This is a genomic window from Streptomyces umbrinus, assembly GCF_030817415.1.
Taxonomy (GTDB): Bacteria; Actinomycetota; Actinomycetes; order Streptomycetales; family Streptomycetaceae; genus Streptomyces; species Streptomyces umbrinus_A.
In genome coordinates this window covers 9,307,886-9,331,439 of the sequence record NZ_JAUSZI010000002.1, presented here as the reverse complement: position 1 = coordinate 9,331,439, position 23,554 = coordinate 9,307,886, and the positions used below count along the sequence as shown (strand labels likewise).

Genomic DNA, 23,554 nt, shown 5'->3' with positions numbered 1-23,554 from the left:
CCGCGGAGTTCCGCAAGTCGCCGCCAGGATCCCGCTCCCCTGCGCCGAAGGCAGGTGCCGCCGCCGTGACCACCACCGCCCCCTCCGACGTACGCCCCGATCCGCCGGAGTCGTCCGGCGACCGCTCCCTCGCGGAGTTCGGCTACCGCCAGGAGCTGCACCGCAGCCTGGGCCGGTACGCCTCGTTCGCCGCCGGTTTCTCCTTCATCTCCGTCCTGACGACCGTCTTCCAGTTCTTCGCCTTCGGGTACGCGTTCGGCGGTCCCGTCTTCTTCTGGGCCTGGCCCGCCGTGCTGATCGGCCAGTTGCTGGTCGCCGCGTGTTTCGCCGAACTGGCCGCGCGTTACCCGATCTCCGGCGCCATCTACCAGTGGTCGTCCCGGCTCTCCAACCTCACCTTCGGCTGGTTCGCCGGCTGGATCATGGTGATCGGACAGATCGTGGTGGTCGCCGCCGCGGCGCTCGCGCTGCAGGTGGTCATGCCCGCGATCTGGTCCGGCTTCCAGCTGATCGGCGACGACCCGGCGCCCACATCGGCGAGCGGCGCGGCCAACGCGGCGGTCCTGGGCGTGCTCCTGCTGGTCCTGACGACGTTCGTGAACGTCATCGACAACCGGGTGATGTCCCTGATCAACCGCATCGGTGTGACCGCCGAGATCATCGGCGCCGCCCTGATCATCGTGCTCCTGTTCACCCACTCCGAGCGCACCCCGGGCATCACCTTCCACACCGGCACGGCCGCCGGGTCGGGCCTGGTCGGGGCACTCCTCGTGGGGTCGTTCACGGCGGCGTACGTGATGATCGGCTTCGACAGCGCGGGCGAGATGAGCGAGGAGACGCACCACCCCCGGCGCACCGCGCCCCGCACGATCCTCACCGCGCTCGGTGCCGCGGGCCTGCTCGGCGGCCTGATCATCCTCGGCGGTCTGCTCGCCGCGCCCAGCCTCACCGACGGCCGGCTCGGCGTCGAGGGCCTGAGTTACGTCCTCACCAGCAGCCTGGGCGACGGCGTGGGCCGGGCCCTGCTCGTGGACGTGGTCGTCGCCATCGCGGTCGCGACCCTCGCCATCCAGACGTCGGCCTGCCGGATGCTGTTCTCCATGGCCCGCGACGGCCAGATGCCCTTCTCCGGGCGCCTCGCGAAGGTCAACCCGCGCACCGGTATGCCGAGCGCCCCCGCCCTGGTCGTCGGTGTCCTCGCCGCGGCCCTGCTGCTCCTCAACTTCGCCTCGCCGGAGGCCTTCCTGGCCATCGGCACCACCTGCATCGTGATGCTCTACCTCGCGTACGCGATGGTCACCGGCCCCCTGTTGTGGCGACGGTTGCGCGGCGACTTCACGGTCGAGGGCACCGACGAGACGGGCCGCCCGCTCTTCTCCCTCGGCCGCTGGGGCATCCCCGTCAACGCGCTGGCCCTCCTCTACGGCCTGTTCATGACGGTCAACCTGGCCTGGCCCCGGGCCGAGGTGTACGACCCGGCGGGCGGGCACTGGTACTTCCAGTGGTTCACGGTCTTGTTCTTGCTGGTCACGGTGGGACTGGGCTGCCTGTACCGGTGGCTGGGGGCACATCGAGGGCACACTGCGAAGCAGGAAGTACCGCCGGCAGTGCCCGCAGAGTCCAACTGATCGCCGTCGTTTCCGGCCCGGAGCCCGCTTCTCCGGGCCGGCCGATCGAGCCAACCTGGCAGAGGCCGGTAATCCGCCGTCAGTCAGGCACTGTCTGCATGCACTCCGCCCGGACCTGGACCCCGTGAGGCGTCAGGGTCATACGCGGTTCGATGTGCGGCGGCTGATGGTCGACACTCGAGAGGCGCCACTGGGCCACGATCGTGGACAGGGCGAGCGTCGCCAAGGTCATCGCGTAGTTGTCACCGATGCACTTGCGCGCACCTCCGCCGAACGGAATGAATGCACCGCGCACGTGTTTCTGCTCAGGAAGCCACCGGTCGGGATCGAAATCGCTCGGGCGCGGATTGAATCGTGCATCGTGGTGGATGAGATACGGGCTGTAGATGAGGGTGGTCTCGGCGGGGATCAGGGCGTCCGCCAGCCGGGTCTCGGTGGCGGCCGTTCGAGTCAGAATCCAGCCGGGAGGGTAGATGCGCAGCGTCTCCGTGATGACCCGGCGTGCCAGATCGAGCTGGGGAAGATCGTCCCAGGTGGCGGTTCGGGTGCCGAGGACCTTGGCTGTCTCGGCGCGCAACCGCTCCTGCACATCGGGGTATTGGCACAGGAGATGCACAGCCCAGGTGAGAGCCACCGCGGTGGATTCGATGCCGGCGACGAGCAGGGTCATGATCTGAGCGTGGATCTCGGTGTCGCCGAGCCCGTTTCCTGCGTCGTCCTGCGTCTTGAGGAGCATCGACAGCACATCGCCGTGGTTCTCGTCGTCCTGCCGGTACGAGCTGATGGTCTTGCTGACCGCGGCCCATGCCCGGTTGCGAGCCCGCTCGTAGCGCACGTTCGAGGGGAGCGGCAGACGGTTCAGCAGAGGCGGGAAGACGGCCTGCTGGTAAATACCGCGGAAGATACCCGGCAGACATTCCTTGACGGTGTCTATGGCCGGTGCCGCGGATTCAGCCGTGAACAGTGTCCGAGCGATGGTGTCACTCGCGAACGTGTACATCTGCTCGGCCACATCGATGGGCTGGCCGTCGCCCCAGTCGATGGCCAGCGTGTCGATCTGCTGGGTCATGATGGCGGCGTATTCGCGCAGGCAGGAGCGGGAGAAGGCCGGCTGCAAGGTGCGTCGCTGCCGCCGATGGGCGCTGTGCGGGCACGCGGCAAGGCCGTCCCCGAGCGCGTTCCCGATCCGCTCGATGAGGGGTCCGCCCTTGTCGTACGTGCGGTCGTGCAGGAGAACTTCCTGGACGAGCTCGGGCCGGCAGACCACGACGGCCGTCTGCGGACCCAGCCGTATCTGTACCAGATCACCATACGAGGGAAGGGTTTTCAGGAAACGCAGTGGGTCACGGATCAGGGGAAACAGATGCCCGACGACCGGCAGTGCCCCCGGAGCCCGCGTGATTCCCTCAAGGTCCTTTGCCATGGCGTGTTGGCCCTTCTTGTCGATCCAGGATGTTGGCGAGCCGGTGCCCCGAGCCGCTGTTGGTCGCCTCGCCGGGGCGGGAGCATCATGCAGGCCGGCATCAGGAAGCCGGGGCGTATTCCTTGCCGATCACCCGTAACTGTGCCGGTACGCAAGATCCTGGCTCGGGAGCATCGCCTCCAGGTGGGCATGCTGTTGGTCCGACTCGTCCGAGGCGGTGGGGAGTGCATAGCGGGTGGTGTTCCCGTACCAATGCAGGCATCCATTCGTCCACTGCCGCATTCCGGCTGTGACCTTCAGGATCTCGTCACGGATGGCGGGCGGCACACCGCGGCTCTTCAGAAAGGGCCGGAGCTGCTCTTCGGCGGCCAGGAAGTCGGCGATTCGCCCCTGGACCTTGGCAACGGCCAAGCGGATGGCTTCCTGCAGCGAGATCCCGCTGGAATGCCGCATGACGATGACAACGTTGTGGAAGTCTCCACGTATGTCATCCAGACGAACCGAATGCAGGTCATTCTGCCAGGCGACCACATCGCTCGCAGCGTCGATGATCTCCCTGAACAAGGATGAATCGTAGACGCTTTCAGGCACCTCCGTGCCCTGGCTGAGTTCGACCAGATCGAATCCGAACTCCATTCCCACCGACAATCGCCTGGTCTGGGTGAAGCTTTCAATCCCGGGCGGAGTGCCGCGGAACCGGTTCCGGGATTCTTCGGTGAATCCCTGGAAGAATAGATCCAGATGCCGGTTCAGTCGTCCGCGAAGCGCCGGTGAGAGCCTTTGGCCGGTACGGATGGACAGATCCGTGAGCGCCTCGGTGAAAGGAGTTTGCTCCCGCACGGGGGCAGGGTCCTTCCCGGTGTCGATGATTCCCATCAGGCGTCGGTGGACCGGAGCCCAGGCCTCGGGATTGTCGTAGACCTTCAACGTGTGCAAGTCGTCCAGGATGAAGGTGACGAAAAGCCATTCCGCACAGAGGCAGAGATCCTCGAACGAGGCTTCCGGATAGGTCCAGGCAACAAATTTCCCGTAGCCTGCTTCCAGTCGCTCCCGACCGGCCCGTGTCTCTGCCAGTCCGAGGCGCTTTCCGAGTGAGCGGACATACTCCTCGATCCGCTCAGCGTATGGGCTTTCAGCCGGGGGGGTGGGCTCCGCGTACGTCGGGATCATGGCGAGCATTGAGTCCTCCATGTCTGTGGCGCCGGAGTTCGCCAAGGCGGGTGAGGCGTGGGACAGGCTGCCCGCTCGCGCAGCGAGAAGCCGAGGAGTCGGTGGCCGATCGGTGCTCACGAGGTCCTGGGAGGACATCTCCGTCTGCGCTGTTGGCGTGCCCACTCAGGGGCGTGCTCCAAGAGGGCCGAGGCAGTGGCGGCCGCGGCGGGAGGGGCCAGGACGGGTGGCGGCACGGGCTCCCCTTCCACGATGGCGCGAGCAGGACGTGCCGCCTTCGGCGGTACAGCATCTATCACATCGCAGTTGCGTCCAGACCGGAAGTGGCCGTCTTTGATCCAGACGTGAACATGTTGCACTCACATCTGGACGGTCGCCCGATCAGGATGCGCACGCCCCCTTCTGTTGACTCCGACTGTCATAACGCCGCTCGGGACGTCGGTGGAGGGCGAGTTGAGCGCATTTGGTGTCCTGTGCGGAACGAAGCCGGTCTTCGTGGCCACCCGGTAGGACGCCTCGCCGGGGACGGCGTGGAGTAGTCCGAGGCGGTGGAAGCCGATCTCGTCGAGGCACCGGCGAGTCAGGATCGCCGTCGCGCGCGGAGTGACGCCCCAGGCCACGGCGCGGGCCGGTAGGCGAGTTCGGCGCTGCCACCCGTCGGTCCACCGCGCGCCTCGCCCTCCGACTCGATCCGCGAGAACAGGGTCGGGACCGGCTCAGGCCCCGTTGTCGGCGCTCCCTCGTACGCTTGATCGTGATGAGACGCAGAAGCCCGGTCCCTCCCTCCCCCCTGCCACAGCGTGGCGGGGTCGATCCAGTGCGGGTGAAGCTGCCGCCGGGGGAGGCGTGGGCGACCGTGCGTGATCACCTGGTGGAGCGGCTCGCGGCCGAGGCGGGCGTGATCGACGCGATGCTGGACGCAGGGCTGATCGTGGACGCCGCCGGGCGTGCCGTGCCGCGCGACATGGCGTACGTGCCGGGCATGTTCGTGTGGTTCCACCGGGAGTTGCCGTACGAGGTGCCGGTGCCGTTCGCGCTGGACGTCCTGTACCGCGACGAGCACGTGGTCGTCGCCGACAAGCCGCATTTCCTGGCCACGACGCCGCGCGGCAGTCATGTCGCGGAGACCGCGCTCGCGCGGCTGCGCCGGGAGCTGGGCCTGCCCACGCTGGGCGCCGCCCACCGTCTGGACCGGCTGACCGCGGGTCTGGTGCTGTTCACCGTGCGCCCCGCGGAGCGCGGCGCGTACCAGTCGCTGTTCCGCGACCGGCTCGTCACCAAGGAGTACGAGGCCGTCGCCCCGTACGATCCGGCGCTCGCTCTGCCGCGCACCGTGCGCAGCCGGATCGTGAAGGAGCGTGGGGTCATGGCGGCGCGCGAGGTCGAGGGCGAGCCCAATGCCGTCAGCGCCGTGGAGTTGCTGGAACAGCGGGACGACGGTCTGGCCCGCTACCGGCTGAGACCCCGCACCGGGCAGACGCACCAACTCCGGGTGCACATGAGCGCGTTGGGGGTGCCGATCCTCGGCGATCCCCTCTATCCGGTGGTGACCGCCCCCGTGGCGGACGGTGACTTCCGGCGTCCGCTCCAACTGCTGGCGCGGGTACTGGAGTTCACCGATCCGGTCACGGGGCGCGAGCACCGGTTCGTCAGCCCGCGCGTGCTGCGGGCCTGGTCGTCGTACGACGAATGGGCCGGGTAGCCCCGGCGCCCGGTCGGCTCACATGCCGCGCCACCAGCGCTGGAGGCGCCGGAACACGCCCGGCCGGGGGGCCGGTTCGGGCGTTGGCGTCGGCGTCTGGGCAGTGGCCGGAGCCGCGGGCTCCGGAGCCGCCGTCTGCGGCCCTGGCCTGCCGACCTGCCAGTTGCTGGGATTCTGTGACGGCACGGCGTACGCGGGCCGCGCCATGACGTCCTGCTGGGGCTTGGGCGCGAACCTCACCGGCAGTTCCACCAGGTGCCGGTTCATGATGGACGCCCGCCAGCGCAACTCGTGCTCTTCGCAGTCGAGTTGGACGTCCGGAAGGCGGGTCAGCAACGCGTCGACGCCGACGTCGGCGATGGCCCGGCCGATGTCCTGGCCCGGGCACTCGTGGGGACCACCGCTGAAGGCGAGGTGGGAGCGGTTGCCCTGCATGTTGGCCTTGAGGTCGGGACGGACGCGCGGGTCGACGTTGCCCGGCTCCATACCGAGGATGAGGCCGTCGCCCTTGCGGATGCGCCGGCCACCCAGCTCCGTCTCCTGCTTGGCGACGTAGGGGAGGACGGCGCTGAACGGCGGCTCGTCCCACAGGGACTGCTCGACCGCCTGGGGCACCGTCATCTGGCCGCCGTTGAGCTGGGCGCGGAACCCCGGGTCGGTGAGCACGACCCGCAGTACGTTGGCGAGGAGGTTGGCGGTCGCCTCGTACGCGACGATCAGGACGACGCGCAGGTGCTGGGCGACCTCCTCGTCGTTGAGCTCCGCCGGGTCGTTGATCAGCCGGCTGGTGAAGTCCCCCTTGGGTTCGGCCCGGCGGCGGACGGTGAGCCGCGTCAGTACGTCCATGATGTACGCGTTGCTGGCGATGGCGGTCTCGGTGCCTTTGAGCATGTCGCGGGCGGCGTGCACGATCCGGTCGTTGTACTCGTCGGGCATGCCGAAGATCTCGCACATCACCGCCATCGGCAGGTGCTCGGCGAACTGGGCGACCAGGTCGGCCCTGCCCTCCTCGCAGAACTTGTTGACGAGGTGCTGGGTCGCGCGGTTGATGTGACGGCGGATGCCCCGGTGGTCGATGGTCGACATGGCGCTGGTGACCGCTCCGCGCAGCCGCAGGTGCTCGTCGCCCTCGGCGTGGCAGCAGATGGGCTGCCAGGCGATGATCGGCATGAGCGGGTGATCCGGCTTGACCGTGCCGTCCTGCAGGGCGGTCCACAACCGGGTGTCACGGCTGTACTGCGAAGGGGTGCGCACCATGTGCATGTTCTCGCCGTGGCCGAGCACCACCCAGATCGGCACGTCCTCGTGGAGCAACGCGGGGGCCACCGCGCCGTGTTCGGCGCGGAGTTTCTCGTACACGGCTCCCAGGTCCTCCGCCTCGGGGCCGTACAGCCGACGCAGGCCGCCGGGGCCCTTGCCGTGGGCGGGACAACCGGGGGGCGGACCGAGCGAGGGGTCGTCCGTACCGGTCAGGGAGTGGGATTCAGGCGTCACGATGGTCGCTCCGAGCTGAAGTGGATCCGGTGTCTGGGGAGTTGGTGAAAACCGGGAGGGGACTCCGTGCGGGACGACACGGCTCCCGGCCCTGGGGACTCGTACAGCGTGAGGTTCAGGGAACCGGTGGAACCGGTACCGGGCTCATGTCGACGCCCCCGTCATCGTCAGGGAGTGCAGGAAGCGCATGAGGGTCATCAGGACGTCCCGGCTGGAGGCCCGGCGCCGCACGTCACAGCGGATGATCGGGATCTCCTCGGCCAGGTCGAGCGCCTGGCGCAGCTCCTCGACGGCGTACCGGGGCGCGTCCGGGAAGTCGTTGACCGCGACGACGAACGGCACGCCGCGCTCCTCCAGGCGTCCCATGACGTCGAAGCTGACCTCCAGCCGGCGGGTGTCGATCAGGACGACCGCGCCGAGCGCGCCCTCGAACAGGCCGTTCCACAGGAACCAGAAGCGCTCCTGGCCGGGGGTGCCGAACAGGTAGAGCACCAGCTCGTCCGTGACGCTGATGCGGCCGAAGTCCATGGCCACGGTGGTGGCCGTCTTGGACTTGGAGCCGAAGTTGTCGTCGACTCCGATGCCGGCCTGCGTCATGGTCTCCTCGGTCGTCAGCGGCTTGATCTCGCTGACGGAGCCCACCATGGTCGTCTTGCCGACGCCGAAACCGCCCACGATCACGATCTTCACGGCGGCCTGCGCGGTGCGCGGCAGGTGGTCCTCGGCCCGTGGACCCGTGATGGTGTCAGAGTTTTTGAAGTCCATGCATCACCGCTTCGAGGAGGGAACGGTCGGCCCGCGCCTGCCTGACGACCGGTGCGCGCGCCTGTACGAGTTCGGCCGTCAGCAGCTCGGTGAGCAGGACGGTCACCACGCTGATCGGCAGGTTGAGATAAGCCGAGATCTCGGCCACGGACAGCGGGGCCTGGCAGATCCGGAGCAGCGCCGACTGCTCCGGTGCGGCGGAGTGCGGCGGATCGGCGCGCGCCACGATTAACGTGACGAGGTCGATGGGGGCCCGCTCGCAGTCCTCGCCGGTGAGGATGTAGAGCCGCTCGGGTGGGCGGTCCCCCGCACTCTCCTGGGGCCCTTCCACGGCCGGCGGGGGAGGTGGCTCCTGCTTGGGTTTGCGCCGCCGGCGTTGCGGAGGCGTCATACGGTCTGCCCGTTCCGCCGCGGCGGACTGGTGAGATGGGAGCCGATCCGGTCGACGAGGTCGCGCATGCGGTTGCTCATCAGCCCGGGCTCCGCGCTCTCGTTGGCGAGCACCGCGAGATAGGCGTTGGACCCCGCGGCCATCAGGTAGAAGTAGCCGCCGTTGATCTCGATGATGACCATCCGCATCTGGCCGTCGCTCTGCGGGATCTCGCCGGCGACGGCCCCGGCCAGGCTCTGCAGTCCCGCGCAGGCCGCGGCGACGCGGTCGGCGGTGTCCGGGTCGCCGCCGTAGCGGGCGATCCGCAGGCCGTCGGCGGAGAGCACGACGATCTGCTGGATGCCGGGTACGCCGTCGGCCAGATCCTTGAGCATCCAGTCGAAATTGGCTCGCTGCTGGATCACTTGAGATCTCCCTCGTCGTCGGCGTCGGTGCGGGCCGGCTCGTTGTTCACGGTGGAAGCGGTGGACGCCGTCGGGTCGTTCGGGTTCCGGGTGAAGGCGTTCGGGTCCGGGTCGCGCTTGAGGCCGGCCATGAACGCCTCGACCCACATGCCGGGCGGGGGCAGTTCCTTCGCCGGTTCGGGCTCGGGCTGCCACACGGGCGCGGCGGCCATGGCGGCCTCGGCCGCGGCCTCCGCGGCGGCGGCCTCGGCCATGCGCTGGCTGAGCGGGGTCTTCATCCGGCTGCGGCGCTGCGGCAGGCCGTTCGGCGTCCACTCGGTGACGACGGGGACGTCGTCCTCCATGCCCGGGTCCATCTCCTCCGCGGAGCTCGGGACCCGCGGTCCGGTGGTCGGGCGACGGCGTTTGGGCTTGCGGTTGGGACCCTCGACACCACCGGTGTCCATGGTGGGTACGGCGGCTGCGCCGATGCCGTGGGCCAGCCCGGGAGCGGGCTCGATGCTGAGCATGTCGCGCGGTACGACGATCACGGCGCGGACCCCGCCGTACGCGGACTGCCGGAGCGCGATGTGCATCTTGTACATCGTCGACAGACGGCCGACGACGGCGAGGCCGAGACGCGGACTGTCGCCGAGTTCCTGAAGGTCGACGCTTGCCTGGGCCTTGGCGAGCATGTCCTCGACCTTGGCGCGGGACTCCTCGCTGAGGCTGACGCCGCCGTCCTCGATCTCGATGGCGATGCCGGTCTGCACCTCGACGGCGGTGACGTGCACCTTGGTGTGCGGCGGCGAGTAGCGCGTCGCGTTGTCGAGGAGCTCGGCGCAGGCGTGGATGACCGGTTCGACGGAGACGCCGTTGACGTTGGCCTTGGCGATCGAGTGCAGCTCGATGCGTCGGTAGTCCAGGATGCGGGACATCGCGCCACGCAGCACGCTGTACAGCGGCACGGGCTTGGGCCACACACGTCCGGGGCGGCTGCCGCCGAGGACGGCGATGGAGTCGGCGAGGCGGCCGATCAGCGCGGTGCCGTGGTCGATGCGCAGGAGGTCGTCGAAGACCTCGGGGTTGCGCCCGTGGTCCTCCTCCATCTCCCGGAGTTCCTTGTTCTGCTGGTGGACGATCGCCTGGACACGCCGGGCGATGTTGACGAAGGACCGCTGCGAGGAGTCGCGCAGTGCCTCCTCGCGGTCGACGATGTCGAGCACCATGTGCACCAAGGCGCGCTGCGACTTGGGGAGTTCGCGCCGCTCGGGGTCACCGTCGATTTCGTTGCGAATCACCTCGTCGGGGGATTCTCCGCCGCGCAGGCGGTACAGCGCGGCGGGCAGGATCTCCGTGCCCAGCCGGGTGAACTCCTGGTCGTGGGCAGCGATCCGCTGCTCCAGGCAGGCGGTCCTCCGAGCGTGCTCGGCACGCAGGTCACGGACCATACGGCCGCGGCGCACCGCGACGGCCGCGACCGCGATCACCAGGAGCGTCGCGCCTGCTCCGCACAAGCCGACGGCGATCCGGGCCGACCCCGTCACCAGGGCGACACCGGTCCCGGTCACCGCGGCCATCAGTATCGCCGGCAGCAGCAGCACGCGCGCGTAGGGAAGTTCACGGCCACCGGGAGGCGATTGAACACTCACCATGTATGCCCTCTGAGACAAATCGGCTGAAGGTCGGGGAAGTTGCTGGGGGTTTATCTGCGAATCAAACTGGATCTTCGGTATCTTTTGGAACAAGCGCACGAATACACCCCAACTCGGTGCGCTGCGGGCGAGCTTAGTCCGACCGGATCATCGCCGTGTCATATTCAGCAAGCACCTGAAATCGCCCTCGCGACAGGAGTACGCTCTGCCCCATTTACACGCAGCGACGTCATTCGCACACGGTGCGTAACGACGTACGGGCATACGAAAACCCCTCATCAGAAGGGGTGAGACAGTGCCCGGAGCCGGCTTCCGGCTCAGATTCCGGCGATGCGCAGGGCCGCGTCCGCGGTGGCTTCCGCGAAGGCCGAGACGGGCCGCTCGGGATCGGAGCGGTGCACGAGGATCACCCCTTCGATGAGACCGAAGAGCAGATCGGTGCGAAGGTCGAGCTCGCTCTTGGCGAGCGCGCCGCCCGCCTCGGTCGCGGCGAGCAACTGCCGGTAGGCGTCCTTGAGTTCGGCCCGTACGGCATGGAAGCCGGCGAAGCGCTGCGAGTGGACCTCGGGCAGCAGATAGAGCCCGCCGAGGTTGTGCGAGCCGCCGCAGAGCAGCTCGACGTCGGTGCGGCACAGATCCCAGAGGCGGTCCGCGGCAGGGGCGTCGTGCTCGGCGAGGAGCTGCCGGGCGAAGGCCAGCGAGGGCGTGACGGTGGACTCCAGGAGCGCGGCGAGGAGCTCCTCCTTGCCGGACACGTAGTGGTACATGGACGCCTGGCGCATGCCCGCCCGCTCGGCGACGGCCCGGGTGGTCGTGGCCGCGTACCCCCGCGTCGTGAACAGCTCCGCGGCGGCGGCGAGCAGCTCGTCGCGCGGCGAGAGGCCGCTGTCCGGCCGCTGCTCGGCGCGCGGCCTGCCCACTGGTCGTCGACTGGAACCCATGCGTTCGATCCTCGCACACCGCCCCACCAGGCGATCTCGGTGAGGGATCGGTAACGGGGCCGCAACCCGCGGGCAATGGCGGCGACCCGCTCGGCTCCTAATTTCTGTCGGGCGACAGAAATACGAGCACCCGCTCGACCGCACCCATGACCGACCACTGCCGAGCCGGAGGTCCCGCGATGGCGACAGCGACCACTTACGGAGCCCGCGCGCACGCCCGCGCCCAGGAGGGCACCCGAGCCGAGGCCATGCCCGTCGTCCCGGCGAGTGCCTGGCCCGCGCCGCCGTGCGAGGCGGGCCACCTCGTGTGGGCGGAGACGGTGGCGGGCGGCAACTACACGCACAAGGTGCTGGCGCGCGGCACGGAGCTGCGGCTGACCGACCTGAAGGGCGACGCCTGCGCCCATCTGCTCCTCTTCGCCGCCGACCGGCCGTGGGAGCGCCTGAACGTGGCCGACACGGTGAAGGTGCAGTGGAACGCCTACCTCGGCGAGGGCCAGTTGCTCCTCTCCGAGCAGGGCCGCGTCCTCGCCTCGGTGATCACCGACACCTCCGGGCGGCACGACGCGCTGTGCGGCAGCTCCGGTCTCGTACGGAACACGGAGCGGTACGGGGACGGGACACCGCAGTCCGAATCGCCCGCCGGACGTGAGCTGTTCAAGCTGGCGGCGGCCAAGAACGGGCTGGCGCCGCGCGATCTGCCGCCGTCGCTGTCCTTCTTCCAGGGCGTGGAGGTACGCGAGGACGGCTCCCTGGACTTCACCGGTTCGGCCGGTCCCGGGGTGAGCGTGACGCTGCGCACCGAGCAGGACGTCACGGTGCTGCTGGCCAATGTGCCCCACCCGGCCGACCCCCGCGAGGCCTACACGAGCACGCCGCTGGAGGTACTGGCCTGGCGCGCCGAGGCCACCCGGTCCGGCGATCCGCTGTGGGACGCCACGCCCGAGGGCCACCGCGCCTTCCTCAACACCGCCGAGTTCCTTGCCGCGAGGGGGATCGCATGAGCGAGCAGTCCGTCCAGAGGACCACCGTCGCGGCCCGGGCCGCCTGGTCGGCCGTCGTCCGCGCGGGCGCCACGCTCACCATCACCGACCTGCACGGCAACCAGGCCGTCGACTTCCTCGTGTACGACGCCGGGGACACGAGCGTGCGGTACAGCGCGCCCGACACGATCCAGGCGCAGGGGAACATCTTCCTGACCACGGGCAGTGTGCTCATGTCGAACGAACACACGCCGCTGATGACGGTCGTCGCGGACGACGTCGGCCGGCACGACACGGTCGGCGGCGCCTGCTCCAAGGAGTCGAACACGCTGCGATACGGGCACCACACCTGGTCCCAGCACGCCTGCGTGGACAACTTCCTTGCGGAGGGCGCCCGTTACGGCCTCGGCAAGCGCGACCTGGTCTCCAACATCAACTGGTACATGAACGTGCCGGTCGAGAAGGACGGCACCCTCGGCATCGTCGACGGCATCTCGGCGCCGGGACTCTCCCTGACCCTGCGTGCCGAGCGCGACGTGCTCGTGCTGGTCTCCAACTGCCCCCAGATCAACAACCCTTGCAACGGCTTCGAGCCGACCGCGGTGGAGATGACGATCGGGGCTCCCGAATGAGCGGCGGAGGAGCGAGTGTCGGCGGAGGGATGAGCGGCGGCGGAGGGACCGACTTCGACACACTCCTCGTCGCCAACCGGGGCGAGATCGCGGTCCGGATCATCCGTACGGCAAGGGAGTTGGGCCTGCGCACGGTCGCGGTGTACTCCGACGCCGACCGCTCGGCACCCCATGTGCGGCTCGCCGACGAGGCCGTACGGCTCGGGCCCGCGCCCGCCAAGGAGTCGTATCTCGACGCGGATCTCGTCCTGCGGGCGGCGAAGGACACCGGGGCCGGGGCGATCCACCCGGGCTACGGCTTCCTCTCCGAGGACGCGGCGTTCGCTCGCCGCTGTCAGGACGCGGGCATCGTGTTCGTGGGGCCCACGCCGGAGCAGTTGGAGCTGTTCGGGGCGAAGCACACGGCACGGGCGGCCGCGGAGGCGGCCGGAGTACCGCTGGCGCCGGGGACGGGCCTGCTCGCGGACGTCGACGAGGCGCTGCGCCGGGCCGAGTCCATCGGCTACCCGGTGATGCTCAAGGCGACCGGCGGCGGAGGCGGCATCGGCATGTCCGCCTGCCGCTCGGCGGAGGAACTCCATGACGCGTGGGAGCGCGTGCAGCGCGTCGCCGCGGCCTCCTTCTCCTCTGCCGGGGTCTTCCTGGAGCGCCTCGTCGAGCACGCCCGCCACGTCGAGGTGCAGGTGTTCGGCGACGGCGAGGGCCGTGTCGTCACCTTCGGCGACCGCGACTGCTCGCTCCAGCGCCGCAACCAGAAGGTCGTGGAGGAGGCTCCGGCTCCCGGCCTGCCTTCCCACGTGCGCGAACAACTGGCCACCTCAGCACGGGACTTGTGCGCGAGTGTCGGCTACCGTTCCGCCGGCACGGTCGAGTTCGTCTACGACGCGGCCCGCGAGGAGGCGTACTTCCTGGAGGTCAACACCCGGCTCCAGGTGGAACATCCGGTCACCGAGGAGATCTACGGCGTCGACCTCGTCGCGTGGATGCTGCGGCTGGCCCGCGGCGACTCCGATGTCATACGCGATCCCGGGGCACCGCGCGGTCACGCCGTCGAGGCGCGGGTGTACGCCGAGGACCCGACGCGCGAACACCGGCCCAGCGCGGGCCTGTTGACCCGGGTCGAGTTCCCGCGGGGCGTCCGGGTGGACGGCTGGATCGAGACGGGGACGGAAGTCACGACAGCGTACGACCCGATGCTCGCGAAGGTCGTCGCGTACGGCTCCGACCGGGCGCACGCGCTGGAGCGGCTGGACGAGGCGCTGGCCAGGACCCGGGTGGACGGTATCGAGACGAACCTCGGCCTGGTACGGGCCGCGCTGTCGGACCCGGCCTTCCGGGCGGCCACGCACTCCACGGCCACCCTCGCCGCGGTGAGTGACCCGACGCCGCGGATCGAGGTCGTCTCCGGCGGGACGCTGACCACTGTCCAGGACTGGCCGGGCCGGACCGGTTACTGGCAGGTGGGCGTGCCTCCGTGCGGGCCGATGGACGACCTGTCGTTCCGGCTCGGCAACCGGGCGCTGGGCAACGACGAGGGCGCTCCCGGGCTCGAATGCACCTTGCAGGGACCGGCGTTGAGGTTCACGCATCCGACGACCGTGTGCGTCACGGGTGCTCCGGCGCCGGTGACGGTCGACGGGACTGCGGTCCCCCAGTGGGAACCGGTGACGGTACCCGCGGGCGGCCTGCTGGAGGTGGGCGCACCCTCGGAGCACGGGCTGCGGACGTACGTACTCCTCTCCGGCGGCGGCCTGGACGTGCCTGCCTTCCTGGGCAGCGCGTCGACGTTCACGCTGGGCCGCTTCGGCGGGCACGGAGGGCGGGCGTTGCGGACGGGGGATGTGCTGCACGGGGGCGCCGCGGTGACCGGCGGCGCCGAGGTGTCTTCGTCCGGCGAGCAGGCCCCGGTTGCTCTTCCTGATCCGATTCCCGTTCCCGTTCCGGTCGGCGAGCGGCCGGTGTTCGCTTCCGAGTGGCGGGTCGGTGCGCTCGAAGGGCCGCACGCCGCACCGGAGTTCTTCACCGAGGAGGACATCCGCGACTTCTACGCGGCCGAGTGGAAGGTGCACTTCAACTCGGCGCGTACGGGCGTACGGCTGGTCGGGCCCAAGCCCCGCTGGGCGCGTACCGACGGCGGAGAGGCGGGACTGCACCCCTCCAACATCCATGACACGCCCTACTCGGTCGGCGCGGTCGACTACACCGGCGACATGCCGGTGCTGCTCGGCCCGGACGGGCCCTCGCTCGGCGGGTTCGTGTGCCCGGCGACCATCGCGAAGGGGCAGCGCTGGAAACTGGGGCAGCTGCGGCCCGGGGACACGGTGCGGTTCGTGCCGGTGACCGTGCCGGAGGCCGCGCGGCTGCGGCGTACCCCGGCTGCCGCACCGGTCGCGGACCGTGCGGAGATCGCCGACGGCGGCGTACTGGCCCGGGACGCCGACGTGACGTACCGGCGCAGCGGTGACGACAACCTGCTCGTCGAGTTCGGGCCCATGCAGCTCGACCTGGCGCTGCGGATGCGGGTGCACGCGCTGATGGAGGCGGTGTCGGCGGCCGGGCTGCCCGGGATCACGGACATCACACCCGGCATCCGTTCGCTCCAGATCCAGACGGACCCGGACGAGCTTCCGCAGCCCGAACTCCTGTCCCTGGTAAGGGAGATCGTCACCTCGCTCCCACCCGCCGACCAGCTCGTCGTGCCGTCGCGCACCGTGCACCTCCCGCTCTCCTGGGACGATCCGGCGACCCGCGAGGCCATCGCCCGCTACATGGCGGGCGTGCGCGACGACGCGCCCTGGTGCCCGTGGAACATCGAGTTCATCCGCCGCGTCAACGGTCTCGACTCGGTCGAGGACGTGTACCGGACGGTCTTCGACGCCGAGTACCTGGTCCTGGGCCTCGGAGACGTCTATCTGGGGGCGCCGGTGGCCACGCCGCTCGACCCCCGGCACCGGCTCGTCACCACGAAGTACAACCCGGCGCGCACCTGGACGGCCGAGAACTCGGTGGGCATCGGCGGGGCGTACCTGTGCATCTACGGGATGGAGGGGCCGGGCGGCTACCAGTTCGTCGGCCGTACGACGCAGGTGTGGTCCGGGTGGCAGCAGCGGGGTGCGTTCGAGCCGGGCTCGCCGTGGCTGCTGCGCTTCTTCGACCGCATCAAGTGGTACCCGGTGGACGCGGACGAACTGCTGGACCTGCGCTCCGACATCACCTCGGGCCGTTTCGTCCCGAGGATCGAGGAGGACACGTTCTCCCTCGCCTCGTACGAGGCCTTCCTCGCCGAGAACGCCGACGCGATCGAGGAGTTCCGCACCCGACAGGGCACGGCCTTCTCCGCGGAGCGCGACGCCTGGGAGGCGGCGGGCGAGTTCACCCGCGCGGAGGCGGTGTCGGCTCCGGTGGCCGCCGCCGTGCAGGTGACAGTGCCCCCGGGCGCCCGCCTGGTGGAGGCCGAGTTCGCCGCCTCGGTATGGCAGCTGAACGTCAAGCCGGGCGACACGGTCATCCAGGGCCAGCCCCTGCTGGCCCTGGAGGCCATGAAGATGGAGTCCCGAGTCCCGTCCCCCATGAACGGAGTGGTCCTGGACCTCCTGGCCAAACCGGGCGACCAGGTGGAAGCGGGCACGGCGTTGGCGGTGGTGGGCCCACCACCGCCCTGAGCCCCTGCGCCGCACCGTGGGTCTGCCTGCAGGCGCCCCGCCCGCCCGCCTGTGCGCAGGCACCCCGCCCGTCTGTGGGCGCCCAGCCCGCCCGTCTGTGGGCAGGCGTTCCGCAGGGCGGAACGGGTGGGCACGGACGACCACCGGCCCGCAGCCGACGACGAAACCCCAGCAAAGGAACACGGATGTCGACGCTCACCAGAGTTCGCAGGGCCTACGCCCGCATCGAGGCCACAGCCCGCCCCGAGGTCTGGATCGACCTACGCCCCCAGGCAGAGGTGGAAGAGGAAGCCCGGGCCATCGACACCCGCCTCGCCGCAGGCGAACACCTCCCCCTCGCGGGCAAGCTCTTCGCCGCGAAGGGCAACATCGACGTGGCAGGCCTCCCCACCACCGCAGCCTGCCCGGCCTACGCCTACCACCCCGAGGCGGACGCCCCGGTGGTCGCCCGCCTCCGCGCGGCAGGCGCGATCCCCCTGGGCACCACCAACCTGGACCAGTTCGCCACAGGCCTGGTCGGCATCCGCTCCCCCCACGGCCCCGTCCGCAACGCCATCGCCCCCGAAAGAATCAGCGGCGGCTCCAGCTCAGGAAGCGCGGTAGCGGTGGCCCTCGGCATCGTGGACCTCGCCCTGGGAACGGACACCGCGGGCAGCGGCCGCATCCCCGCGGCCTTCAACGGCATCGTCGGCCTCAAGCCGACCCGAGGCCTCGTCCCCACGGACGGCGTGGTCCCGGCCTGCGCCACCCTCGACTGCGTGACGGTCTTCGCCCGCACCCTCCAGGAGGCGGAACAGGCCCTCGCGTACATGGCCTCCCCACCCGCCCGCGACCTCCCCGCACTCCCCCAGCGCACCCCGGGCCCATGGCGCATCGCCGTCCCGCCCCGCGAGCAGCTCGGCGAGCTGGACGAGGGCTGGGCGGAGGCGTACGAGGAAGCCGCCGCCCAACTCCGCGCGGCGGGAGCCGAGTTGCGTCCCCTCGACCTCGCCCCCTTCACCGAGGCCGCCGCGATGCTCTACGAGGGCGCCTTCGTGGCCGAGCGCTACACCGCCGTGGGCAGCTTTGTCGACAAGTTGCTCTCCGAGGGCGGCGCGGGCCTCGACCCGACGGTCGCCGGCATCATCACCCGCGCCCGCGACATCCCGGCCCACCAGCTCTTCGCAGACCAGGAACGTCTGGCGGCCCTGCGCACCCGCGCGCTGGCGGAACTCGGCGACGCCGACGCCCTGCTCCTCCCGACGGCCCCCGGCCACCCCACGCTTGCCGAGGTCGCCGCCGACCCGCTCGGCTCCAACGCCAGGCTCGGCCGCTTCACCAACTCCACGAACCTCTTCGACCTGGCGGCCGTGGCCGTCCCGGCGGGCGAGGTGGCGGGCCTCCCGTTCGGCATGATGCTGATCGGCCCGGCCTTCACCGACGAACGCCTCGCCCGGATCGCCCGGACCCTGGAGGCACCGACCACCCGGATCGCCGTGGTCGGCGCCCACCTGTCGGACCAGCCGCTCAACGGCCAGCTCCTCTCCCTGGGCGCCCGGTTGGAACGTACGACCAGGACCGCGCCCGTCTACCGGCTGCACGCCCTGTCGACCGAACCGCCCAAGCCCGGTCTCGTCCACGTGGGCGAGGTCGGCGCCGCGATCGAGGCCGAGGTGTGGCGGGTGCCCGCCGAGGGACTCGGCCGCCTGCTCGCCGCACTGCCCCGGCCGATGGCCCTGGGCCGGGTCGAACTGGCCGACGGCGACGAGGCACCCGGCTTCCTGTGCGAGCCTGGCGCGCTCGACGGCGCGCGGGACATCACGGCGTACGGAGGATGGCGTGCGTATCTGAACTCCCCCGACGAGTGACAGGCCCTGCCCCGGACCGGCCGCAGCCTGACCCGACCCTTGTGCTCAACCGGCCGCCGCTTCAGCCGACCCCTCCACCCAACCGGCTGGCGCGCAACGCGACCCCTTACCCAGCCCGCCAACGCACGCCCCGCCCCCTGCCCCCGACCCAGCCGACCCTTTAGCCCCTCACCGGACGATCGTCTTTCGCGAGAGCGACCGTCCAGGAGGGCAGGGCCGATGACACCGCAGACATCGCCGGCTTCGCAGACATCGCCGAGTTCGCCGACCTCTTCGTCACCACAGTCCGCAGCCGGGCCGCGGGGCCGGGTCGCCCGCGCGGTGACCACCCGGCCGCGTCTGCTGCTCCTCCTGATACTGCTGCTCACCGCGGGCGCGGTGGTGGTCGGCGGTGGGGTCGCCGAGCACATGAGCAGCGGCGGCTCGCAGATCCCGGGTTCCGAATCCTCGTACGCGACCGCCGAGTTGGAGCGCCGCTGGCCCGCCTCGCAGCCCAATCTGCTGCTGCTCGTGTCCCCGCGCGACGGGTCACGGGACGTCGACGACCCGGCCGTCGCCTCCGCGGCGCGCGACCTCGCCCGCCAACTCGCGGACGAGAAAACCGTGTTGGGCGTGGTCTCGTACTGGCAGACCGAGGACGCCGCGCTGCGCGCCCGGGACGGCGGCGAGGCGCTGATCACCGCCCGTGTCAAGGGGGACGAGGACGCGGTCGACGACGCGCTGGAGGCTCTGGAGCCACGCTACCGGGGCGCCCGGGGCGCGGTCGATGTCCGGCTCGGCGGCCCGGCGGCGGTGCGGCACGCCTCCCAGGAGGTGATCGCCGACGACCTCGTACGGGCCGAAGTCATCGCACTGCCGGTCACGTTGGTGCTGCTCGTCGTGGTGTTCGGCAGCGCGGTCGCGGCCGCGCTGCCCCTCCTGGTGGGGATCGTGTCGGTGCTCGGCACGAACGCCGTACTGCGGGTGATCACCGAGTTCACGGATGTCTCGGTGTACGCGCAGAACCTGACGACGGCCCTCGGTCTCGGACTCGCCATCGACTACGCGCTGTTCCTGGTACGACGTCATCGCGAGGAGCTGGCGGCCGGCCGCGATCCACGGGACGCGGTGGCCGTGACACTGCGGACCGCCGGACGCACGGTGCTGTACTCGGCGCTGACCGTCGCGGTCTGCCTCGCCTCGATGCTGGTCTTCGAGCAGTACTTCCTGCGCTCGCTCGCGTACGCCGGAATCGCGGTCGTCCTCATCTCCGCCGCGGCCTCGCTCGTCGCGCTGCCCGCGGCCCTCGTGCTGCTCGGACACCGGGTCAACGCCCTGCGGCTGCCGGTCGGCAGGCGCGGCGGGAATCCGGGAGCGGGCTGGGCGCGTCTCGCCCGTCTGGTGATGCGACGTGCCCCACTGTTCGCGGTCGGCACGGTGGCCGTGCTGCTCGCGCTCGGACTGCCGTTCAAGGACGTGCGGTTCGGCACGGCCGACGACCGTCAACTCCCGTCGAGCACCGAAGCCCGGTCCGTACAGCAGCAGTTGAGGGACGAGTTCCCCGGCAGCCCGGGCAGCGCACTGGCCGTACTCGTCGAGGGCAAGCCGGGTGCCAAGGCGCTCGCGCAGTTCAGCGGCGAGGTGTCACGACTGCCGTATGTCGTCCAAGTCGCGGGACCCGCAGGGCGATTCGTGGACGGGAAGCGTGTGGACGACGCGCCTCCGGCCGTCGGACACGTCTCCGTACTGCACTCGGCGGAAAGCGCTTCACCGCAGAGTGTGAGTCTCGTAAAGAAGATCCGTGCCGTTCCGGCCTCCTTCGAGACCTCGGTGACCGGACCGGCCGCCGTGCTCGCCGACACCCAGCACGGGACGGCCGAGCGGCTGCCGTGGGCGCTCGCCGTCATCGCCGTCACGACACTGGTCCTGGTCTTCCTGCTCACCGGAAGCGTGCTGCTGCCACTGCTCACCGTCCTCGTCAACGGGCTCAGTCTGACCGCGATGTTCGGAGCCGTGGTCTGGGTCTTCCAGGACGGCCACCTGTCCGGCGCGCTCGGCTTCACACCCACGGGGGACATCGAGACGGCGCTGCCCGTGCTGATGTTCTGCGTGGCGTTCGGACTGTCCATGGACTACGGGGTCTTCCTGGTCTCACGCATCAAGGAGGAGTACGAGATCGGCGGCGACCACCGTGAGGCGGTGGTCCTCGGCATCCGGCGCACCGGCGGGCTCATCACGGCGGCGGCGCTGATCCTGGCCGTGGTGATGGTGGCGATCGGCACCTCTCGAGTGACCAACATCAAGATGCTGGGCCTGGGCGTGGGGCTGGCCGTACTGATGGACGCGATGGTCGTACGGGCCCTGCTGGTGCCCGCCGTGCTCCGGCTCACCGGGCGGGCCACCTGGTGGGCCCCGGCACCCCTGCGGCGGCTGCAGCGGCGGGCGGGGCTCGAGGAGGAGGCGCGTACGACGTATCCGGACATCCCCACGCGCACCGAGCGCCCCGTGAGTGGCCGGACCTGACCCCGGTACGCCCCTACAACGGACCCCTGCGCACAAGTCCTGCACAACTCGGCCATATGACCCAACTAGACTTCCGCACACGGGGGTTGCGGAGTCGCGTCCGCGGGAGAGCTGGGGGCGGGTTGATACGGATTCTGCTGGCCGAGGACGTCTCGATGGTGCGCGGTGCGTTGGTGGCACTGCTCAATCTCGAACCCGACCTGGAGGTCGTGGCCGAGGTGGACCGGGGCGACACGATCCTCTCGGCGGCACTTGCCGTACGGCCGGATGTGGCTGTCATCGACTACGACCTTCCGCACACGGACGGGATCACCGCGGCGGGGCAGTTGCACGAGCGGCTGCCCGGTTGCCGCACGGTGATCATCACCAGCCTCGGCAAGCCGGGGACGCTGCGGCGGGCGCTGGCCCAGCAGGTGGCCGGGTTCGTCCTCAAGGACTCACCGGCCTCCTATCTCGCCGAGGTGGTCCGCAAGGCGGCGGCCGGTGAGCGTGTCATCGACCAGCAGCTCGCGCTCTCCGCGTTCTCGGACGGCGAGTCGCCTCTCACAGGGCGCGAGACGGAGATCCTCCGGCTCGCGTCGCAGGGCGCGGACGCGACGGAGATCGCCGAGGCGCTCCATCTCTCCGTGGGCACGGTGCGGAACTATCTGACCTCGGTCGTGACCAAGCTCAACGCCCGCAATCGCGTGGATGCGGTTCGGATTGCTGCGGAGTCCGGGTGGCTGATGTGAGGTTCGTTCGCGGGTGCGGGCCGGTGGGGGTTGCTCGCTCAGTTCCCCGCGCCCCTGGGTGGGTGGGGGTTGATGCTGTGACTTGGGTGCCGGTTCGTTCGGGCTGAGCGCGCAGTTCCCCGCGCCCCTGGGTGAGTAGGGGTTGATGCTGTGACTTGGGTGCCGGTTCGTTCGGGCTGAGCGCGCAGTTCCCCGCGCCCCTGGGTGAGTAGGGGTTGATGCTGTGACTTGGGTGCCGGTTCGTTCGGGCTGAGCGCGCAGTGCCCCGCGCCCCTAAAAGAACGGGGCTGCGCCCCTGTTCTTTTGTCTGCCAGGGGCGCGGGGAACTGCACGACCAGCCCCCACCGGCCCGCAACTCACACCCCACCGCAAGGCGCCTCCGCGACCACCGAATACCAGCCCCTCTCATCCGTACCGGCGGTCAACCGCCCCCCAACGGCCTCCATCCGCTCCGCCAGATTGTCGAGCCCGCCTCGACGAGCCCCGCACCCGCGAAGCGCCCCCGCATCGGCCCGCACCCCGTCATTGGACAGAGTGAGTCGCACGAACTCCCCCTCGACGTCCCGGATCTCGATCCGGCACTCCGTCGCCTTGCTGTGCCGGATGAGGTTGGTGACCCCTTCACGCAGCACGGTCGCGAGGACGGTCCCGACAGGCCCGTCACACCCGCAGCGCACATCGAGGCCGGCCCGGATTCCCGCCGCGGCGAGCAACGAGCGCGCGGACTCGGCCTCGACGGCCAGGGACAGCTCCCGGTAGCCGCGCGCGACGGCGCGTACGTCGGCGAGCGCCTCGCGGGCGACGCCGAGTATCCCGTCGAGCTCCTCACGGGTGCGTTCGGGCTGCAGCAACACCAGCCGCAGCGCGAGATCACCCTTGAGGGTGATGGCGGAGAGGCTGTAGCCGAGCAGGTCGTGCAGATCGCGCGCATACCGCCGGCGCTCCTGCTCGACGGCCCGCCAGGCGAGTGTCTCGCGCTCGTGGTGGGCAGCGGTCACGAGATCCACGAACCGGGCCGCGCCGAGGAGGACGAGTGCAGTGCCCCCGGTGACGGCCCCCGCGTACAGCCCGTCCGCCCAGTCCGCGCCCTCCGCGCGCCCCGCGGCGCAGGTCGCGGCGACCGCGAGCGCGGCGAGCCAACGGCCGCAGGGACCGCCGAAGTTGACCAGGAGCGCGCCGGCGAAGTACCCCGCCGTGCCGGGCCAGACGGCCACGGGAGTCAGGGCGGGCAGGAAGCCCAGTAAGCCCTGTGCCGCGATCGTCAGGGCACGCCAGCGCTCCCGCACCCGGCCCGTCACCAGATGCAGGACGTACGTCCCCAGCAGGGCACCCACGGCTGCCGCCGCCGCGCCCCGCCCGGGGTGTGTCGTGGCGATCGCGGCCGCGCCCAGCGGAACGAATCCCGCCGTGATCGCGAACGCGGTCCTGAACGCATGCCGAGTGACCGGCACACCGGCGGTCCTGCCGTCGAACTCCCCCACCCATGTGCTGGTCAGCTGCTCAGCCGCACCGGACATCGACTCCCCCTCAGAAGTCCCCCCAGAGCGCCCTCTGTGCTGATGCGGGGATGCTAAGGGCAAGCGCCTGGTCACGGACAGTGGGCCTTGGAGGGGGCGCATTCGCCGGGGCGTCCCGAAAGCGCCGC

Annotated in this window: 17 protein-coding genes; 8 read left to right on the top strand and 9 right to left on the bottom strand. The window is 70.4% G+C overall.

Annotation, left to right across the window (positions count from 1 at the left end; translation table 11 throughout):
- The first annotated feature begins 65 nt into the window (after nucleotides 1–65).
- Nucleotides 66–1,628 carry an amino acid permease gene (locus QF035_RS41180; RefSeq protein WP_307526429.1) on the top strand — a complete coding sequence of 521 codons (1,563 nt, stop codon included), beginning with the start codon at nucleotides 66–68 and terminating at the stop codon, nucleotides 1,626–1,628.
- 79 nt (nucleotides 1,629–1,707) lie between these two features.
- Here the strand turns inward: QF035_RS41180 and QF035_RS41175 are convergent, their stop codons facing one another.
- Together QF035_RS41175 and QF035_RS41170 are read right to left on the bottom strand one after the other, a co-directional pair.
- Nucleotides 1,708–3,051 (bottom strand): cytochrome P450, encoded by a 1,344-nt coding sequence (locus QF035_RS41175; protein ID WP_307526427.1) that lies wholly within the window; start codon nucleotides 3,049–3,051, stop codon nucleotides 1,708–1,710.
- 129 nt (nucleotides 3,052–3,180) lie between these two features.
- A complete protein-coding gene (locus tag QF035_RS41170) occupies nucleotides 3,181–4,230 on the bottom strand; it encodes a terpene synthase family protein (RefSeq protein ID WP_307526425.1) in 1,050 nt (349 codons plus the stop codon).
- A gap of 748 nt (nucleotides 4,231–4,978) precedes the next feature.
- Here QF035_RS41170 and QF035_RS41160 point away from each other — a divergent pair.
- Nucleotides 4,979–5,923, top strand: a complete 945-nt coding sequence (locus tag QF035_RS41160; protein ID WP_307526423.1) for an RluA family pseudouridine synthase — start codon at nucleotides 4,979–4,981, stop codon at nucleotides 5,921–5,923.
- Nucleotides 5,924–5,941: 18 nt separating this feature from the next.
- Here the strand turns inward: QF035_RS41160 and QF035_RS41155 are convergent, their stop codons facing one another.
- The 6 genes from QF035_RS41155 to QF035_RS41130 all read right to left on the bottom strand — a co-directional run bounded on the left by QF035_RS41155 (nucleotide 5,942) and on the right by QF035_RS41130 (nucleotide 11,552).
- Nucleotides 5,942–7,417: a cytochrome P450 gene (locus QF035_RS41155; protein WP_307526421.1), complete on the bottom strand. Its 1,476-nt coding sequence runs from the start codon at nucleotides 7,415–7,417 to the stop codon at nucleotides 5,942–5,944.
- Nucleotides 7,418–7,561: 144 nt separating this feature from the next.
- Nucleotides 7,562–8,182, bottom strand: a complete 621-nt coding sequence (locus tag QF035_RS41150; protein ID WP_307526419.1) for a GTP-binding protein — start codon at nucleotides 8,180–8,182, stop codon at nucleotides 7,562–7,564.
- Nucleotides 8,163–8,573: a DUF742 domain-containing protein gene (locus QF035_RS41145; RefSeq protein ID WP_307526417.1), complete on the bottom strand. Its 411-nt coding sequence runs from the start codon at nucleotides 8,571–8,573 to the stop codon at nucleotides 8,163–8,165. The genes QF035_RS41150 and QF035_RS41145 overlap by 20 nt, the downstream gene beginning before the upstream one ends.
- Complete coding sequence (locus QF035_RS41140; protein ID WP_269653247.1) at nucleotides 8,570–8,977, bottom strand: roadblock/LC7 domain-containing protein; 408 nt, start codon at nucleotides 8,975–8,977, stop codon at nucleotides 8,570–8,572. Before QF035_RS41140 ends, QF035_RS41145 begins: the two co-directional genes overlap by 4 nt.
- Nucleotides 8,974–10,611 carry a sensor histidine kinase gene (locus tag QF035_RS41135; protein ID WP_307526415.1) on the bottom strand — a complete coding sequence of 546 codons (1,638 nt, stop codon included), beginning with the start codon at nucleotides 10,609–10,611 and terminating at the stop codon, nucleotides 8,974–8,976. Before QF035_RS41135 ends, QF035_RS41140 begins: the two co-directional genes overlap by 4 nt.
- A 317-nt stretch (nucleotides 10,612–10,928) precedes the next feature.
- Nucleotides 10,929–11,552, bottom strand: coding sequence for a TetR/AcrR family transcriptional regulator (locus QF035_RS41130; RefSeq protein ID WP_307526413.1), 624 nt, complete (start codon nucleotides 11,550–11,552; stop codon nucleotides 10,929–10,931).
- 179 nt (nucleotides 11,553–11,731) lie between these two features.
- Here QF035_RS41130 and QF035_RS41125 point away from each other — a divergent pair, with 179 nt between their 5' ends.
- The 6 genes from QF035_RS41125 to QF035_RS41100 all read left to right on the top strand — a co-directional run bounded on the left by QF035_RS41125 (nucleotide 11,732) and on the right by QF035_RS41100 (nucleotide 21,909).
- Complete coding sequence (locus QF035_RS41125) at nucleotides 11,732–12,556, top strand: urea amidolyase associated protein UAAP1 (RefSeq protein ID WP_307526411.1); 825 nt, start codon at nucleotides 11,732–11,734, stop codon at nucleotides 12,554–12,556.
- A complete protein-coding gene (locus tag QF035_RS41120) occupies nucleotides 12,553–13,167 on the top strand; it encodes an urea amidolyase associated protein UAAP2 (protein WP_269646760.1) in 615 nt (204 codons plus the stop codon). The genes QF035_RS41125 and QF035_RS41120 overlap by 4 nt, the downstream gene beginning before the upstream one ends.
- A gap of 29 nt (nucleotides 13,168–13,196) precedes the next feature.
- On the top strand, nucleotides 13,197–16,829 hold the full coding sequence (uca, locus tag QF035_RS41115) for an urea carboxylase (RefSeq protein WP_307526408.1): 3,633 nt from the start codon (nucleotides 13,197–13,199) through the stop codon (nucleotides 16,827–16,829).
- Nucleotides 16,830–17,014: 185 nt separating this feature from the next.
- The gene (gene atzF, locus QF035_RS41110; RefSeq protein WP_307526406.1) at nucleotides 17,015–18,676 is read left to right on the top strand and encodes an allophanate hydrolase; all 1,662 of its coding nucleotides are present in this window, start codon (nucleotides 17,015–17,017) and stop codon (nucleotides 18,674–18,676) included.
- Between the two features lie 219 nt (nucleotides 18,677–18,895).
- Nucleotides 18,896–21,178 (top strand): MMPL family transporter, encoded by a 2,283-nt coding sequence (locus tag QF035_RS41105; protein WP_307526404.1) that lies wholly within the window; start codon nucleotides 18,896–18,898, stop codon nucleotides 21,176–21,178.
- Between the two features lie 122 nt (nucleotides 21,179–21,300).
- Complete coding sequence (locus QF035_RS41100) at nucleotides 21,301–21,909, top strand: response regulator transcription factor (protein ID WP_307526402.1); 609 nt, start codon at nucleotides 21,301–21,303, stop codon at nucleotides 21,907–21,909.
- A 356-nt stretch (nucleotides 21,910–22,265) separates the two neighbouring features.
- On the opposite strand, the gene QF035_RS41095 is transcribed toward QF035_RS41100, so the two are convergent.
- Nucleotides 22,266–23,426 carry a sensor histidine kinase gene (locus tag QF035_RS41095; RefSeq protein WP_307526399.1) on the bottom strand — a complete coding sequence of 387 codons (1,161 nt, stop codon included), beginning with the start codon at nucleotides 23,424–23,426 and terminating at the stop codon, nucleotides 22,266–22,268.
- Nucleotides 23,427–23,554: the final 128 nt, after the last annotated feature.